The organism is Pseudomonas sp. VEM90 (genome assembly GCF_054611535.1).
On sequence record NZ_JBTRAR010000006.1, the window covers coordinates 196,335 to 212,167 of the forward strand.

Consider the following 15,833-nt stretch of genomic DNA (forward strand, 5'->3'; position numbering starts at 1 on the left):
GCCCTTTCGCGGGTGAACCCGCTCGTGCAGGAGCGGGTTTACCCGCGAAAAGGTCCTCAGCCCAAACGCCCTTCTGGCGCATACGGCGCCGGGTCGATAATCGGCTCGGCCCCTGTCAGCAAATCGGTAAACAGCTGGCACGAAGCCGGCGCCAGCACCAGCCCATTGCGATAATGCCCGCAGTTCAGCCACAACCCTTCATGCCCCGGCACAGGCCCAATGTAAGGGATGCCTTCTGGCGACCCCGGCCGCAGTCCCGCCCAGTGCGCCACCACTGTGGCGCCTTCAAGCTCAGGCAACAACTCCACTGCCGATGCCTTCAGGCTTTCCAGAGCATCCCCGGTCGGGGTCTTGTCATACCCGGCATGCTCCAGCGTGCTCCCCACCAGAATGTGCCCGTCACGTCGCGGGATTGCATAGCGCCCCTTGGCCAGCACCATGCTCGGCAAGAAGTCTTCTGCGCACTTGAACAGGATCATCTGGCCCTTCACGGGCTCCACCGGCAGTTCAAGGCCAAGGGTACGCAACAGGTCGCCACTCCAGGCGCCTGCGCTGAGCACAACCTCATCCGCCGCCAGTACGCCATCAGCCGTCTGTACACCAGCCACGCGCCCCTTTTCCTGCACGAAGCCGGTGATCTGGCAGTGTTCGCGCAAGCTCACGTTCGGCAGCGCCAGCAACGCCGCCTTCAGCGACTTGACCAAGCGCGGGTTGCGCACATTGGCCACGCCAGCCATGTAGATGGCGTGCTTGAAGCCCGGGCCCAGCACCGGCACCGCATCGTAGGCCGCGGAAATATCCACGGCACTCAGCGGCCGCTGCTCGCGCGCGGCCCAGGCCAATGCTTCGGCCTCGTCGTCCAGGTCGAGCCAGTACAGCCCGGTGGTGTGAACTTCGGGGTCGACCCCGGTGCTGGCGAACAGACGCTCGCCCAGCTGTGGATAAAAGTCCTGCGACCAGTGCGCCAGAGCGGTCACGGCGGGGCTGTAACGCCACGGGTACAACGGCGAGACAATGCCTCCGCCAGCCCAGGACGACTCTCGGCCAACCTCGCCCTGATCGCACACCACCACCTGGCCGACCTTGGCTGCCAGGTTGAATGCCGTCAGCAGGCCGATCACCCCGCCACCAACCACCACTACTTGCTTGCTCATCTGTCGATCCAACACCTGAAGTAAAACCGCGATGCACCGGGCATCATTGAACCTTCAACTTCCCCAACAGTGCGGGCCGTGCTCAACGGCGCCCGGATTGTGCTGCACGCCAGCCTGGTCGAGCTGGAAATCGCCACAGCCATCCTGCGCCATCAGCCCATGCGGTAGCCGCCGGGCGCGCAGCGTGAAGGTGTCACTGTCGCGCTGGGCCTGCAGGCTGTAGTAGCGGGTACCTTCGGGCAAGACCAGGTCGCCCTCGGCGTATTGGCCAGTGCGCACGCGGTGGCGCTCAAGGCGCAGGGCGGCATCATGCAGCAGGCCAACCACTTCGCTGCGCGCGGCTCGCCGAAGCTGGTCGCTGTAACTGGGGTAGGCAATGGCTGCCAGAATGCCGGTCACGGCCAGCACAATCAACAACTCGATCAGGCTCAAGCCTTGCTGCATGTCAGTCTCCTCGCAATCTTTGCCGCCAGGTGATGCGTTGGGTTTGATTGCCGGCCACGGCGTAGACCGCTTCCAGCACATGCCGTGAGCGGCTTTGCTTGCTGACGGCGGTAATCCGGAACAGGCTAACCGGCTGCCCTTCGGGCATGTGCGCGGCACGTGTGCTGACACCCAGGTTCTGCAGCTGGAAAAAGCCGGTCTGGGTACCTTGCCACTGCCCAACCAGATCGTGCGGCCTGGGCGGTGGCAGGCACGCGATACAAACGTCAGGGGGCGCCCGTTCAAGTTCGCGTACCCCAGCCAGCAAAGTGGCCTCAGCCTCTTCCAGCGCCATCAGGCCATCGCTCAGGTAGCCGGTCATCCGCGTTTCCACCAGCGCGTCGCGCAGGGCAGATGTGGCAAGCAGGCCCAGCAGGACGCTCAGGACCAAGGCCAGTAGAAGAACCACGCCACGCTGGTGAGTCATGAAGCGGGGACCGGGTTGCGGATTGCGACGCTCAACTCATGGCGCTGCTGAACCTTGAGCGTGGGTTCGTAAAGCGTCAGGCTGATATCCACCCGTTCCCCCCCCACCATCTGCACACGCTCTACACGCATCGCCTGCACATTATCAACCAACGGTTGAAATTTGCTGTTTCCGCGTTTGAACCTCAGCTTATCGCCCTGGAACTGGTAGACATACCTGCTGACCGGGTACACCAGTGGGTCCCCAGCCTTGCGCGCTGCATCGACAGACGCTTTGGTCAGGCAATCGGTGTGCAGAAACCAGTCAGGTCGGCCAGCTTGCCCAGGCAACTCCGCCACGATCAGGCTGAGGGTGGACGCTTCGATCACCAAGGGGCGAGCGAAGACCTGCTGTAATGCCGGGTCATCGAAATCGGAAGGTCTCAGGCGCAAACAGCCAAACATGCCGGCCATGCGAATATCCTGGGCCATGCGCAGCAACGCCTGCCGCGCCTCATCCTGCATGCGCAGCGCAGTACTTTGCAGGCGCCAGGCCTGGTGAGCCGATGCAAAGAGCTGACTGGCGGCCGCCAACAACATCAACCCGATCGTCAGCGCCAACATCAGCTCAACCAAACCCAAACCACGTTGGCCGCGCCTCATCGACGCCCCCGTTCATGCTCGCTGTGCGCCGCCATTGCCGCCTGCCCATTGCGACGCGCACTGTCCACAGCCTGCAAGGCCTGCAGTTGCAGCCCCGCTGCGGCGAACATACCCACGGCCACGACCACAACCGCCAACAGCACTTCCAGAAGCGTCATGCCCCCTTGCCTTTCGTGCATCCCTGCACCTCCTGCGACTTTTCCCGTCATTGCTTTCAACTTGGGCGACTGGACCTCTTGCCCAACCGCCAGGAAGCTATAGCCAAGCACGTCCAGGGAGGAATGCACGGTGAAGCAACGCGGCGTAACACTGATACAAATTTTGTCGGCCTTGGCCGTGGCGGTTTTGCTGACCCAATTGGGCATGCCGGCCTACGCCAGAATGAGCGATGACTTACACCGGGCGGCGGCTGCCCGTGATCTGGCGCAGGCGCTGCGCAGTGCACGCAGCCATGCCATGCTGCAAGGCCAGCCGGTGCTGGTGCTGGCGCTGGACGGTAATTGGGGGAATGGTTGGCGGGTAGTGCTGGAGCATAACCGGCAGGTGCTGCGCGAACAGCGCCTTTCAAAGCCGCTGAAAATAACCAGCAACCGCGGTGAGCAGTTCAAATTCAGTGCGCTGGGCGTGCCAATGATATCGGGCAACGGCTGGTTGGGCGCAACACTGGAAATATGCGAACGCGCCGCTGCTCGCAGCCGAAATCAGGTGGCGCTGGCATCAAGCGGCAGAGTCAGGTTGCTTACGGAGGACCAGAGCAATGACCGCTGCTAGCGCGGTCATTGCAGGAGCGGTCTTGTGTCGCGAAGGGGCTGCAAAGCAGCCCCTGCATTGGCGGTGGTGCTGCCCGTCAGATCAGCGAGCGAACCCGCAGCTCTTTGGGCATTGAAAAGGTGATGTTCTCTTCGCGCCCGTCCAGCTCTTCAGCGCCAGTGGCGCCCCAGGCCTTGAGCTGTTCGATCACGCCACGCACCAGCACTTCGGGCGCAGAAGCACCGGCGGTGATGCCGATCCGCGCGGCCTGGTCAAACCAACTGCGTTGCAGGTCCTCGGCACCGTCGATCAGGTAGGCCGGGGTGCCCATGCGCTCAGCCAACTCGCGCAAACGGTTGGAGTTGGAACTGTTCGGGCTGCCCACCACCAGCACCACGTCGCTCTCGCCGGCCAGTTGCTTGACGGCATCCTGGCGGTTCTGGGTGGCGTAGCAGATGTCGTCCTTGCGCGGGCCACCGATGTTCGGGAAACGCGCACGCAGAGCATCAATGACGCGGCTGGTGTCGTCCATCGACAGTGTTGTCTGGGTGACGAAAGCCAGGTGGTCCGGGTCGCGCACCTGCAGGTTGGCCACATCTTCCTCGTCTTCGACAAGGTAGATGGCGCCGCCGTTGCTGGCATCGTACTGGCCCATGGTGCCTTCGACTTCCGGGTGCCCTTCGTGGCCGATGAGAATGCACTCACGGCCATCGCGGCTGTACTTGGCCACTTCGATGTGAACCTTGGTCACCAGCGGGCAGGTGGCATCGAACACTTTCAAGCCACGGCCAGCAGCTTCCTGGCGCACAGCCTGGGAAACACCGTGGGCACTGAAGATGACGATGACATCGTCCGGCACCTGGTCCAATTCTTCGACAAAGATGGCGCCGCGGTTACGCAAGTCTTCCACCACGAACTTGTTGTGCACCACTTCGTGACGCACATAGATCGGCGGGCCGAAGACTTCCAGCGCGCGGTTGACGATCTCGATCGCCCGGTCGACCCCGGCGCAGAAGCCGCGAGGGTTGGCGAGTTTGATTTGCATGCTCGGCTCCAGGCTTACAGGGCCTTCACCTCGAGGATCTCCACCTCGAAGGTCAGGGTCTTGCCAGCCAGTGGGTGATTGAAGTCGATGGTGACCTGGTCGTCATCGAACGCTTTGACCACACCCGGCAGCTCGGTGTTGGCGGCGTCGTTGAAGATGATCAGCAGCCCTTCGGACAACTCCATGCCTTCGAAGTTGGACCTCGGCATGACCTGCACGTTCTGCGGGTTAGGCTGGCCGAAGGCGTTCTCCGGGGCCACTGCCACGGTGCGCTTGTCACCAGCCTTGAAGCCGAACAGGGCGTTTTCAAAGCCCGGCAGCAGGTTGCCATCACCCACTTTGAAGGTGGCCGGGGCTTTATCGAACGTGCTGTCGACGGTATCGCCATTTTCCAGGTGCAGCGCGAAGTGCAGGGTGACTTCGGTGTTCTGGCCGATACGGGTGTCAGTCATGGACCGGATCCTCAGACTTCTTGCTCTTGAACATATCCAGCGCCAGCATCACCGCACCAACGGTGATGGCGCTGTCGGCCACGTTGAAGGCCGGGAAGTAATGGCGGTTCTGCCAGTGCACCAGGATGAAGTCGACCACATGGCCCAGCACGATGCGGTCGTACAGGTTGCCAATCGCCCCACCCAGCACCAGCGCCAGCGCCACGGCCAGCCAGGTCTCGTTGCGCCCCAGGCGCTTGAGCCACACCACCAGCACCGCGCTGACCACCACGGCGATCAGGGCGAACAACCAGCGCTGCCAACCCGCACCGTCAGCCAGGAAGCTGAACGCAGCACCGGTGTTGTAGGCCAGGGTCCAGCTGAAGTAGTCAGGAATGACCACGATCTGCTGGTACATGGTCAGGGTGTTGTTGAAGTACAGCTTGGTGGCCTGGTCGACGACCAGGACCAGCAAGCTCAGCCACAGCCATGCAAGGCGCCCGAAGCGCCCCGCTGCAGGGTTAGGCATAGTGGCGTACCTCACCCGAGCCGGTCAGGTTGTCGACACAACGGCCGCAGATTTCCGGGTGTTCCGGATGGCTGCCAACGTCGGCGCGGAAGTGCCAGCAACGGCCGCACTTGGTGTGGCCGGACTTGACCACTTTCAGCTTGAGGCCTTCGACCTCAGTGGCTACGGCTTCGGCCGGCGCCTGTGCGAATGGCACCACGCTGGCGGCCGAGGTGATCAGCACGAAGCGCAGCTCGTCGCCGAGCTTGCCCAGGTCGGCACTCAGGCCTTCGTCGGCGTACAGGGTAACTTCAGCCTGCAGGTTGCCACCAATGACCTTGGCGGTACGCTGGTTTTCCAGCTCTTTGTTCACCGATGCCTTCACCGCCATCACGCGGTCCCAGTAAGCGCGGCCCAGCTCGGTGCCTTCCGGCAGCTCGCTCAGGCCTTCGTACCAGCCGTTGAGCATCACCGACTCGTTGCGCTCGCCCGGCAGGTACTGCCAGATTTCGTCGGCGGTGAATGCCAGGATCGGCGCGATCCAGCGCACCAGCGCTTCGCTGATGTGGTACAGCGCAGTCTGGCAGGAACGGCGGGCGACACTGTTGGCGCCGGTGGTGTACTGGCGGTCCTTGATGATGTCGAGGTAGAAGCCGCCCAGCTCCTGTACGCAGAAGTTGTGCACTTTGGAGTAGACGTTCCAGAAACGGTACTCACTGTAGTGCTCTTCCAGCTCGCGTTGCAGCAGCAGGGTACGGTCCACGGCCCAGCGGTCCAGCGCCAGCATGTCTTCCGGGGCCAGCAGGTCGCGGGCCGGGTCGAAGCCGGACAGGTTGGACAGCAGGAAGCGTGCGGTATTGCGGATACGCCGGTAGGCGTCGGCACTGCGCTGCAGGATCTGCTCGGAAACGGCCATTTCACCGGAATAGTCGGTGGCCGAAACCCACAGGCGCAGGATATCGGCACCCAGGGTGTTGTTGACCTTCTCCGGTTCGATGGTGTTGCCCAGCGACTTGGACATCTTGCGGCCGTTTTCATCCACGGTGAAGCCGTGGGTCAGCAGCTCGCGATATGGCGCATGGTTATCGATGGCACAACCGGTCAGCAAGGAAGAGTGGAACCAGCCGCGGTGCTGGTCCGAACCTTCCAGGTACAGGTCGGCGCGCGGGCCGGTAGTGTGGCCAATGTCGTGCGAGCCACGCAGCACATGCCAGTGGGTGGTGCCCGAGTCGAACCACACGTCGAGGGTGTCGGCGATCTTGTCGTACTGGTCGGCTTCAGCACCCAGCAGTTCAGCGGCGTCCAGCTTGAACCAGGCCTCGATGCCTTGCTGCTCGACACGCTTGGCCACTTCCTCCATCAGCTCGACAGTGCGTGGATGCAGCTCGCCGGTCTGCTTGTGCAGGAAGAACGGGATCGGCACACCCCAGTTGCGCTGACGCGAGATGCACCAGTCCGGGCGGTTGGCGATCATCGCGTGCAGGCGCGCCTGGCCCCAGGCCGGAACGAACTTGGTGTCTTCGATGGCTTTAAGCGCACGCTCACGCAGCGGCTCGCCGGTGGTCGGCTGCTTGTCCATGCCCACGAACCACTGCGCGGTGGCGCGGTAGATCAGCGGGGTCTTGTGGCGCCAGCAGTGCATGTAGCTGTGGCTGATGGTTTCGGTGTGCATCAGCGCACCGACTTCGCTCAGCTTCTCGACGATGGCCGGGTTGGCCTTCCAGATGAACTGGCCGCCGAAGAAGGGCAGCGAATCGACATACACGCCGTTGCTCTGCACCGGGGTGAGGATGTCGTCATTGACCATGCCGTAGCGCTTGCAGGTGACGAAGTCGTCTTCACCGTAGGCTGGCGAGGAATGCACCACGCCGGTACCGGCGCCCAGCTCGACGTAGTCGGCCAGGTAGATTGGCGACAGGCGATCGTAGAACGGATGGCGGAAGTTGATCAGTTCCAGCGCCGAACCTTGGGCGGTGGCCAGGACCGAGCCTTCCAGGTTGTAGCGTTTCAGGCACGACTCGACCAGCTCTTCAGCCAGCACCAGCAGGCGCTCGCCGGTGTCGACCAGGGCGTACGTGAACTCCGGGTGGATATTCAGGGCCTGGTTGGCCGGGATGGTCCACGGGGTGGTGGTCCAGATCACGATGGCGGCCGGCTTGGCCAGCGAGGCCAGACCGAAGGCGGCGGCGAGCTTGGCGTCATCGGCAACCGGGAAGGCCACGTCGATGGTCTGCGACTTCTTGTCGGCGTACTCGACTTCCGCTTCAGCCAGCGCCGAACCGCAGTCAAAGCACCAGTTCACCGGCTTCAGGCCCTTGAACACGAAGCCTTGCTTGACCATTTCGGCCAAGGCGCGGATTTCACCGGCCTCGTTGGCGAAGTTCATGGTCTTGTATGGGTTGTCCCAGTCACCCAGTACGCCCAGGCGGATGAACTCGGTCTTCTGCCCTTCGATCTGCTCGGCAGCGTACTCGCGGCACAGCTCGCGGGTACGATCAGCGGAAAGGTGCTTGCCGTGGGTAACCTCGACCTTGTGCTCGATCGGCAGGCCGTGGCAGTCCCAGCCTGGCACGTACGGCGCATCGAAGCCGGCCAGGGTCTTGGAACGGACGATCATGTCCTTGAGGATCTTGTTCAACGCATGACCGATATGAATCTTGCCGTTGGCATAGGGCGGGCCGTCGTGCAGGACGAACTTGGGACGATCCTTGCCAATTTCGCGCAGCTTCTGGTACAGGCCAATGCTGTCCCAGCGCTGCAGGATCTGCGGTTCGCGCTGAGGCAGGCCGGCCTTCATGGGGAAGGCGGTGTCCGGAAGGTTAAGCGTGGCTTTGTAGTCGGTCATTTCAGGCTCTTCGTTAGCGGTTGAGCGTGCCAATGTGCACGTGCGGCGGCGATATCCGCATCGATCGCCGACTTCAGCGCCTCCAGGGAGGCGAATCGCTGCTCTTCACGCAGCTTGTGGTGGAACTCCACCGTCAGGCGCCGGCCGTAAAGATCGCCGGCAAAGTCCAGAAGATGAATCTCCAGGTGCGGGCGCCCATCACCGGCAACGGTGGGGCGCACGCCGATATTGCCGACACCCGGCCAAGCTTTGCCGTCGATCACGATGCTGGCCAGGTATACCCCGGACAGCGGCACGCGGCGGCGCTTGAGCTGGATGTTGGCGGTTGGTGTGCCGAGCTGGCGGGCCAGCTTCTGGCCGTGCAGCACGCGGCCTGTAATGCGGTACGGGCGGCCCAGCAGGTGTTCGGCCAGCTCGAAGTCGCCCTCGGACAAGGCCTTGCGCACTTCGGTGCTGCTGACCCGCAGGCCATCCTGGATGACCGTGTTGGCGGCCTCGACGGTAAAGCCGTACGCGTTGCCGGCCTCGACCAGGAAAACGAAGTCGCCAGCGCGATCGCAGCCGAAGCGGAAGTCATCGCCCACTTCGAGATGACGCACGCCCAGACCGTCGACCAGAATGGCCTTGACGAAGGCATCGGCGCTGAGCTTGCTCAGACGCTGGTTGAACGCCAGGCACAGCACCCGGTCGATGCCTTCGGTCGCCAGCAGCTCGATCTTGTCGCGCAGCCGAGCCAGGCGTGCCGGCGCGGTATCGGGTGCGAAGTACTCGCGTGGTTGCGGTTCGAAGATCACCACGCAGGTCGGCAGGCCCAAGGCCTGACCGCGCTCGCGCAGGCGCGCCAGGATTGCCTGGTGGCCGCGGTGAACCCCGTCGAAGTTGCCAATGGTGGCGACACAGCCCCGGTGCTCGGGGCGCAGGTTGTGAAGACCTCGAACCAGCTGCATAACGCGCTTCTTGCTCATAAAGTGGCCGATTATAACCACACCCGGGCGCTGGTGACAGGCAGCAGCGCCCAAGGGCGGCGTGGAATGCGAAAAACCGACGCCTGACCCGCCCAAAGCCTCAGTGCAAGGCCTTGCGAGCGAAATGCCGGGGCCGGAAGCCGCACAGGTACAGGCAGCCAAAATACGTCACGACACCCGCCAGGATCAGCGCCCCAAGCCGCAGGAAGCGCTCAAGCATGATGCCCTGCTCCCAGGCCGGCATATAATGCATGCCCGCCAGCAGTACTGCCGACATCAGTGCCACCGCCAACACAAGCTTGAGCAGGAACACTGCCCAGCCTGGCTGAGGCTCGAACAGCTGCTGACTGCGCAGCTTCCAGAACAGCAAACCGGCATTCAGGCAGGCACCGAGGCTGATCGCCAATGCCAGGCCGGCATGTGCAAGCGGGCCGACCAGGGCAAGGTTGAACAGCTGGGTGCAGACCAGGGTAAAGACTGCGATCTTCACCGGCGTGCGGATATTCTGCTGCGCGTAGAAGCCAGGTGCCAGTACCTTGATCAGAATGATCGCCAGCAAGCCCACGGAATAGGCGATCAGCGCTCGCTGGGTCATTGCCGCATCAAACGCGCTGAACTTGCCATATTGAAACAAAGCAACGGTCAGCGGTTCGGCAAGAATGGCCAAAGCCAGTGTGCAGGGCAGCACCAGCAAGAAGCACAGGCGCAGGCCCCAGTCGAGAATCCGCGAGTACTCCTCGCGATCCTTGTTGGCGTAGGTCTTGGCCAGGGTGGGCAGCAGGATGGTGCCCAGGGCCACGCCCAGCACGCCCGAAGGCAGCTCCATGAGGCGGTCGGCGTAGTACATCCACGACACCGAGCCGGCCACCAGGAAGGAGGCAAAGATGGTGTTGATGATCAGCGAGATCTGGCTCACCGACACCCCCAGGATCGCCGGCAGCATCTGCTTCAGTACCCGCCACACACCCGCGTCCTTGAGATTCAGACGCGGCAGCACGAGCATGCCGATCTTCTTCAGCGCTGGCAGCTGGTACAGCAACTGCGCCAGGCCACCCGCCAGCACGCCCCAGGCCAACGCCATGATTGGCGGGTTGAAGTACGGCGTCAGCAACACGGCGAAGGCGATCATCGCCACGTTCAGCAGGGTGGGCGTAAAGGCCGGCACCGAAAAGCGGTTCCAGGTATTGAGGATCGCGCCGGCCAGGGAAGACAGCGAGATCAGGAATATATAAGGAAACGTCACCCGCAACAGGTCGGTGGTCAGCTCGTATTTTTCGGTGCTGTCGACAAAACCCGGGGCAGTCGCCCACACCACCCACGGTGCAGCGAGGATGCCGATGGCGGTCACCAGGGCCAGCACCAGGGTCAGAAGGCCGCTGACATAGGCAATGAAGGTTCGCGTCGCCTCCTCGCCCTGCTGGGTCTTGTACTCGGCCAGAATCGGCACGAAGGCCTGGGAGAATGCACCTTCGGCGAAGATGCGCCGCAACAGGTTGGGCAGTTTGAACGCGATGAAGAAGGCGTCGGTAGCGACACCAGCACCGAAGATACGGGCCAGGATGGTGTCGCGAACAAAGCCCAGCACCCGCGAAATCATGGTGATCGAGCTTACTGCAGCCAGGGATTTGAGCAGGTTCATCGAAAAGATTCACGCCAATGACAGAGGACGCTGCCAGACAGCGTCCGAATGTGCGATACTCCCGCGCCTTCGCAGGGGAGCCAAAAATTCCCGAGTGTACAGGTCGCGCAGCAGAAAGGAATCTTTCCTACCTGTTGGCGCACCGCTCGGCGGAACCTTGCAGGTGGCCTTGACATCCGCTCGACTGATCGGCATGATTCGCGGCCTATTTTGTTTGCTATTTACCTAAAGTCTTTCGAGGAGCTCGACGGTGGCCAACACACCTTCCGCCAAGAAACGTGCAAAACAGGCTGAGAAGCGTCGCAGCCACAACGCCAGCCTGCGTTCCATGGTTCGCACCTACATCAAGAATGTAGTCAAAGCCATCGACGCAAAAGACGCCGAAAAAGCGCAAGCCGCTTACGTTCTGGCTGTACCTGTAATCGACCGTATGGCCGACAAGGGTATCATCCACAAGAACAAGGCTGCTCGTCACAAAGGCCGTCTGAATGGCCACATCAAGGCGCTGAAAGAAGCTGCAGCTGCCTAAGCGACGTGCAAGTCGAAAAGCCGACCCTAGGGTCGGCTTTTTGTTGCCTGCGATTTATGCTTGCAGGCACAGCTCCATGTGGGACTCGATCTCTGTGGGAGCGGCCTTGTGTCGCGAAAGGGCTGCGGAGCAGCCCCGGCAATCTCAGCTTCTGCGCTGAAACCGAGGGGCCGCTACGCGCCCCTTTCGCGACGCAAGGCCGCTCCCACAAAAAAGCGGGGCCGCGCTTGGCGGCCCTACTTTTACATCACTTGGCGATCTGAATCTTCGGTGCCCACTGCAGCCATTCATCCTCGGCCTTGTCGAACAAGGCAAAGGTCTGCCGCGGCCGTGCCGGGTTACCCATCTGCTCGCCATCTGGCGTTGCGAAGGCGATACCGCCATCGATCAGGGTTTCCACCGACTCGGTATGCACTGTAGCCCCCTTGAACAGCCCCCAGTCGAAACCGAAACCACTGCTGTTCCAGAAGCGGCTACCGCTGCGCACCAAGGCGGCATAGCGCGGCTCGATGAGGATATGAATCAGCACGCGGTCAGCGCTCTGGCCCAGCTCGAAGCCTGTCACCTTGCCCACCTTGACCTCACGATAAGTAACCGGCACACCCGGCTTGATCGAGCCGCGGCGTGGCGCACTGAGCGTCAATGGCAGGCCGACCTCTGGCCCTGCTACCTGCGGGGCATCTGCCAAGGCGATGAAATCGCGCTGTGGCCCACGGTCCTTGGCTGCTGGCTGCACCTCCAGGTACTGCCCACCAATCAGAGTGTCGAGGTTTTCAGTGCGCACCAGGCCCAGGGCCGGCTTGACCACCCAGAACTGCGTCCCGGCACGGGCAATACGATCCGCCGCTTCGGTAATCCGCGCCCGCAGCAGCACCGCCTGCAGGTCATCGGTGAGGTCGACACTCTCGATACTGCCCACATCCAGGCCGCGGAAGCGGATGGCCGTGCCCGGCTTCAGGCCATCGGCACGCTCTACACGGATGGTGATCAACGTACCCGCACGGTTTACCGCCTCCTGACTGTCATGCAGGCGGAAGCGTGGAATGTGTCGCTTCAGCGGTACATCGGGCCGTGGCGTATCGAACGCAATACCGCCGGCCATCAGTGTTTGCAGCGACTCACTCTTGATCTTGATGCCCGACAGGCCGCCGGTCAGGGTGATCCCACTGACATTCCAGAAGCGCGACGAACCATTGACCAGCTTCTCGTACTCCTTCTCGATATGCACACCGATCAAGATGCGGTTGCTGTTACGGGCGAACTGATAGCTCTGCACGCTACCCACCTTCACCTGGCGATACATCACCGGGCTGCCGATTTCCAGCGAACCCAAGGTGTCGGCGAACAACACCATGTGCAGGCCCGGCGCCTTGAGGTCGAGCGGCGGCGCCTTGGCACGCGCCTCGAACTCACGCTCTGGCCGTGCGCCCTTCTCACCTGGACGAATGGCGATGTAGTTACCTTTGACCAGCGCTTCCAGGCCAGTGATTCCCGCCAGGGAAATCGACGGCTTGACCACCCAGAACTGCGTCCCCTCTACCAGGTAGTCCTCGGCCAGCGGGTCGAGTGTCAGCTCAGCCGAAGCGCTGGCCAGGTTGTCTTCCATCTTCAGGGCTTTCAGCGAGCCCACCTGGATGCCTTTGTACATGACGGGCGTGCGACCCGCCTGCAGCCCCTCATAATCGTTCAGCTTCACTTTTACCCGGATACCCGCCTGGGCGGCATCGAAGTCCTCGTACAGGCGGAACGGCAGGCTCGGATCGGTGGGTGGGCTGTCCTTGCGGTACTCCGGCGTGGCGAAGGCGATACCACCCGCCACAATGCTCGACAACGACTCACTGCGCACCTTCACACCCGAAAGTGAAGCATCGATGCTGACACCGCTGGCGTTCCAGAAACGCGTGTGCTTACGCACCAGGCTGGCGTAGGCCGGCTCGATGAAGACTTTCACCTCTACGGTGCTCTGGTCCTCGGACAGGCGGTAGCTTTTCACCCGGCCAACCTGAATCTGCTTGTAGAACACCGGGCTGTCCCGGTTGAGCGAGCCCAGCCTGTCGGCCTTGAGGGTCAGGTGCAGGCCTGGTTCCGAGTCCGAGAGCGGTGGCGCCACCTCCAATGCAATGAAGCGCTTGGTACGCTCCCCCTCCCCCGGACTAACGGCGATGTAGTTACCCGACACCAGTGTTTCAAGGCCAGATATACCGGCCAGACTGACACTCGGCTTCACCAGCCAGAAACGCGTGCCTTTGTTCAGATGGGGCTCGGCGGCTTTGTTCATCTCGATGGTGGCGATCACCCCCTGCGTGTCGCCCTTGGCGTCGAGCACCAGGCTTTTCACCTTGCCAACTGGCATACCCTTGTAGATGACCTCGGTCTTGTTGGCGACGATACCCTCTCCCGACTCGAAGCGGACTTCAATTTCCACGCCAGCGTCGCGGTAGGCCTGCCACGCGAGCCAGCCACCGATCATCAGTGCAATCAAGGGCAGGATCCAGATGGCCGACCAGTTCGAGGCTGGGCGGGTTTTAGCCGTTGGCAGGTCACTCATGGTCGTCATCCGACTCCGTGTTATCCCAAATCAGTCGGGGATCGAAAGTTAAAGCGGCAAGCATTGTCAGGATCACCACAGTTGCGAAGGCGACAGCACCCAGGTTGGCTTCGACACTGGCTATTCGGCCAAAATTCACCACTGCCACCAGGATGGCAATGACGAAGATGTCCAGCATGGACCAGCGCCCAATGAATTCGATGAAGCGGTACATCAATATCCGCTGTCGGGCTGAAAGCGGTTGCCGCCGCTGAACGGAGTACAACAGCAGGCCGATGCCCACCAGCTTGAAGGTGGGGACCAGGATACTGGCAATGAACACCACAGCCGCAATGGGCACCATGCCGTGCTTGAGCAGGGTGATGACACCGGACATGATGGTGTCCGGACTGCCCTGACCGAGGGTGCTCACGGTCATGATCGGCAGTATGTTGGCCGGGATGTAGAGGATCGACGCCGCAATCAGCAACGCCCAGGTACGCACAATACTGTTCGGCCGGCGTGCATGCACAATAGCGCCGCAGCGTGTGCAGGTTTGCGCAGTACTGCCGTCCTCTCGCCTGTTCAGTTCGTGACACTCATTGCAGACAAGAATGCCTGCGTCAATCGCCCGCATGCAGGTCCTCCCCTGATAACGCACTCCAGATCTGGTGGGGCGACATCACCACCTCGAGCCACACCTGGATCAATAACAGACTGATGAAACAGAACAGCCCCAGGCCCACGGTGAGTTCGGCCAGATCCACCAGTTTGACGATGGCCACCAGCACCCCCATGAAATAGACCTCGAGCATGCCCCAGTCACGCAGGTGGTGATAGATGCGGTAGAAGACCAGGCCGTAGTCACGCCCGAAGTTCAGGCGGATGCTCAACAGGACGGCCAGTTGGCAGAGCAGTTTCGCCAGTGGAATGACCATGCTGCAGAGCAACACCACCACGGCAACACCGCGCATTCCCGAGTTGTACAAGCCGAGCACGCCACTCCAGACGGTATCGTCCGAAGTCTGACCAAGCAGGTGCAACTGCATGATCGGCAGAAAATTGGCCGGCACGAACAGCAAAAGGGCTGCCAGTACCAGGGCCAGGCTGCGATTGACCACATTGTGCCGGTGGGCATAGAGCTCGTAGCCGCAGCGCGGGCATTGGGCCTTCTCATCGTGCTGCAGCACTGGCTTGCGCAGCAGCAGGTCGCATTCATGGCAGGCGACAAGCTCGTCCAACGGCAGCTGGGCCAGGGTTTCAGGTTCGACAGAATTGGACATAGGGCGCTTCTGAATAGGTGCGTGAGGGCTATTCTAGTGTTCTGGCTCGAATTATGGGAGGCGACGTTGGCCTGGAGGGTATGCGCCCCTGCCTGGCGTTGCACCCTTCCCTGTAGGAACGGGTTTACCCGCGAACCCTGTAGGAGCGGGTTTACCCGCGAACACCGGCGAAGCCGGTGCCCTCCACCGAGTTGCCTGCTTCACGGCATGCCCACAGTGATTCAAACAAGCCCTGGCTTTTTTTCCCACAAAGACAAAACCCCTACCTGCATGCGCAGATAGGGGTTTTGCGAAATGAATCTTGACGATGACCTACTCTCACATGGGGAAACCCCACACTACCATCGGCGATGCATCGTTTCACTACTGAGTTCGGGATGGGATCAGGTGGTTCCAATGCTCTATGGTCGTCAAGAAATTCTGTAGCCAGAATGTCCAGATGGACAGCCCAGCGAATCCGGATATGCGATATTTGTGGCCTTACGAATTTTCGGGTCTTTCGTCTTCACCACCGCAATCTGCGTCAGCAAATTGCTTGGGTGTTATATGGTCAAGCCTCACGGGCAATTAGTATTGGTTAGCTCAACGCCTCACAGCGCTTACACA

The 15,833-nt window shown here is 61.7% G+C and carries 16 protein-coding genes and 1 rRNA gene; 2 read left to right on the forward strand and 15 right to left on the reverse strand.

Annotation, left to right across the window (positions count from 1 at the left end):
• Positions 1-56 precede the first annotated feature (56 nt).
• From thiO to ACYCCG_RS08815, 5 genes are read right to left on the reverse strand one after another with little or no spacing between them, the layout of a single operon-like run.
• The gene (thiO, locus tag ACYCCG_RS08795) at positions 57-1,154 is read right to left on the reverse strand and encodes a glycine oxidase ThiO (protein ID WP_176685744.1); all 1,098 of its coding nucleotides are present in this window, start codon (positions 1,152-1,154) and stop codon (positions 57-59) included.
• A 54-nt stretch (positions 1,155-1,208) separates the two neighbouring features.
• Positions 1,209-1,598, reverse strand: coding sequence for a type IV pilin protein (locus ACYCCG_RS08800; RefSeq protein ID WP_176685743.1), 390 nt, complete (start codon positions 1,596-1,598; stop codon positions 1,209-1,211).
• 1 nt (position 1,599) lies between these two features.
• Entirely contained in the window at positions 1,600-2,064 is a 465-nt protein-coding gene (locus tag ACYCCG_RS08805) for a hypothetical protein (protein ID WP_176685742.1), read from the reverse strand.
• A complete protein-coding gene (locus ACYCCG_RS08810; protein ID WP_176685741.1) occupies positions 2,061-2,705 on the reverse strand; it encodes a PilW family protein in 645 nt (214 codons plus the stop codon). Before ACYCCG_RS08810 ends, ACYCCG_RS08805 begins: the two co-directional genes overlap by 4 nt.
• A complete protein-coding gene (locus ACYCCG_RS08815; protein WP_014589583.1) occupies positions 2,702-2,884 on the reverse strand; it encodes a prepilin-type N-terminal cleavage/methylation domain-containing protein in 183 nt (60 codons plus the stop codon). Before ACYCCG_RS08815 ends, ACYCCG_RS08810 begins: the two co-directional genes overlap by 4 nt.
• A gap of 109 nt (positions 2,885-2,993) precedes the next feature.
• On the opposite strand from ACYCCG_RS08815, the gene ACYCCG_RS08820 reads away from it, so the two are divergent.
• Positions 2,994-3,476, forward strand: coding sequence for a GspH/FimT family pseudopilin (locus tag ACYCCG_RS08820; protein ID WP_339444553.1), 483 nt, complete (start codon positions 2,994-2,996; stop codon positions 3,474-3,476).
• A gap of 76 nt (positions 3,477-3,552) precedes the next feature.
• Here ACYCCG_RS08820 and ispH read toward each other — a convergent pair whose 3' ends face one another.
• From ispH to murJ, 6 genes are all read right to left on the reverse strand, one after another.
• Positions 3,553-4,500, reverse strand: coding sequence for a 4-hydroxy-3-methylbut-2-enyl diphosphate reductase (gene ispH, locus ACYCCG_RS08825; protein ID WP_401102169.1), 948 nt, complete (start codon positions 4,498-4,500; stop codon positions 3,553-3,555).
• 14 nt (positions 4,501-4,514) lie between these two features.
• On the reverse strand, positions 4,515-4,952 hold the full coding sequence (gene fkpB / locus ACYCCG_RS08830) for an FKBP-type peptidyl-prolyl cis-trans isomerase (protein ID WP_010951871.1): 438 nt from the start codon (positions 4,950-4,952) through the stop codon (positions 4,515-4,517).
• Entirely contained in the window at positions 4,945-5,460 is a 516-nt protein-coding gene (lspA, locus tag ACYCCG_RS08835) for a signal peptidase II (protein WP_176685739.1), read from the reverse strand. Before lspA ends, fkpB begins: the two co-directional genes overlap by 8 nt.
• Positions 5,453-8,284, reverse strand: coding sequence for an isoleucine--tRNA ligase (ileS, locus tag ACYCCG_RS08840; protein ID WP_339444555.1), 2,832 nt, complete (start codon positions 8,282-8,284; stop codon positions 5,453-5,455). Before ileS ends, lspA begins: the two co-directional genes overlap by 8 nt.
• Complete coding sequence (gene ribF, locus ACYCCG_RS08845) at positions 8,281-9,231, reverse strand: bifunctional riboflavin kinase/FAD synthetase (protein WP_339444556.1); 951 nt, start codon at positions 9,229-9,231, stop codon at positions 8,281-8,283. Before ribF ends, ileS begins: the two co-directional genes overlap by 4 nt.
• Before the next feature lie 118 nt (positions 9,232-9,349).
• Entirely contained in the window at positions 9,350-10,888 is a 1,539-nt protein-coding gene (murJ, locus tag ACYCCG_RS08850) for a murein biosynthesis integral membrane protein MurJ (protein WP_129933645.1), read from the reverse strand.
• 250 nt (positions 10,889-11,138) lie between these two features.
• Between murJ and rpsT the strand changes: the two genes are divergently transcribed.
• A complete protein-coding gene (gene rpsT, locus ACYCCG_RS08855) occupies positions 11,139-11,417 on the forward strand; it encodes a 30S ribosomal protein S20 (RefSeq protein WP_003247625.1) in 279 nt (92 codons plus the stop codon).
• A gap of 247 nt (positions 11,418-11,664) precedes the next feature.
• Here the strand turns inward: rpsT and ACYCCG_RS08860 are convergent, their stop codons facing one another.
• The 4 genes from ACYCCG_RS08860 to rrf form a co-directional block, all read right to left on the reverse strand.
• Entirely contained in the window at positions 11,665-13,965 is a 2,301-nt protein-coding gene (locus ACYCCG_RS08860) for a PqiB family protein (protein WP_209968143.1), read from the reverse strand.
• Entirely contained in the window at positions 13,958-14,581 is a 624-nt protein-coding gene (locus ACYCCG_RS08865) for a paraquat-inducible protein A (protein WP_209968145.1), read from the reverse strand. Before ACYCCG_RS08865 ends, ACYCCG_RS08860 begins: the two co-directional genes overlap by 8 nt.
• Entirely contained in the window at positions 14,568-15,227 is a 660-nt protein-coding gene (locus ACYCCG_RS08870; protein WP_209968147.1) for a paraquat-inducible protein A, read from the reverse strand. Before ACYCCG_RS08870 ends, ACYCCG_RS08865 begins: the two co-directional genes overlap by 14 nt.
• A gap of 299 nt (positions 15,228-15,526) precedes the next feature.
• Positions 15,527-15,642 (reverse strand): 5S ribosomal RNA (gene rrf / locus ACYCCG_RS08875).
• Positions 15,643-15,833 lie beyond the last annotated feature (191 nt).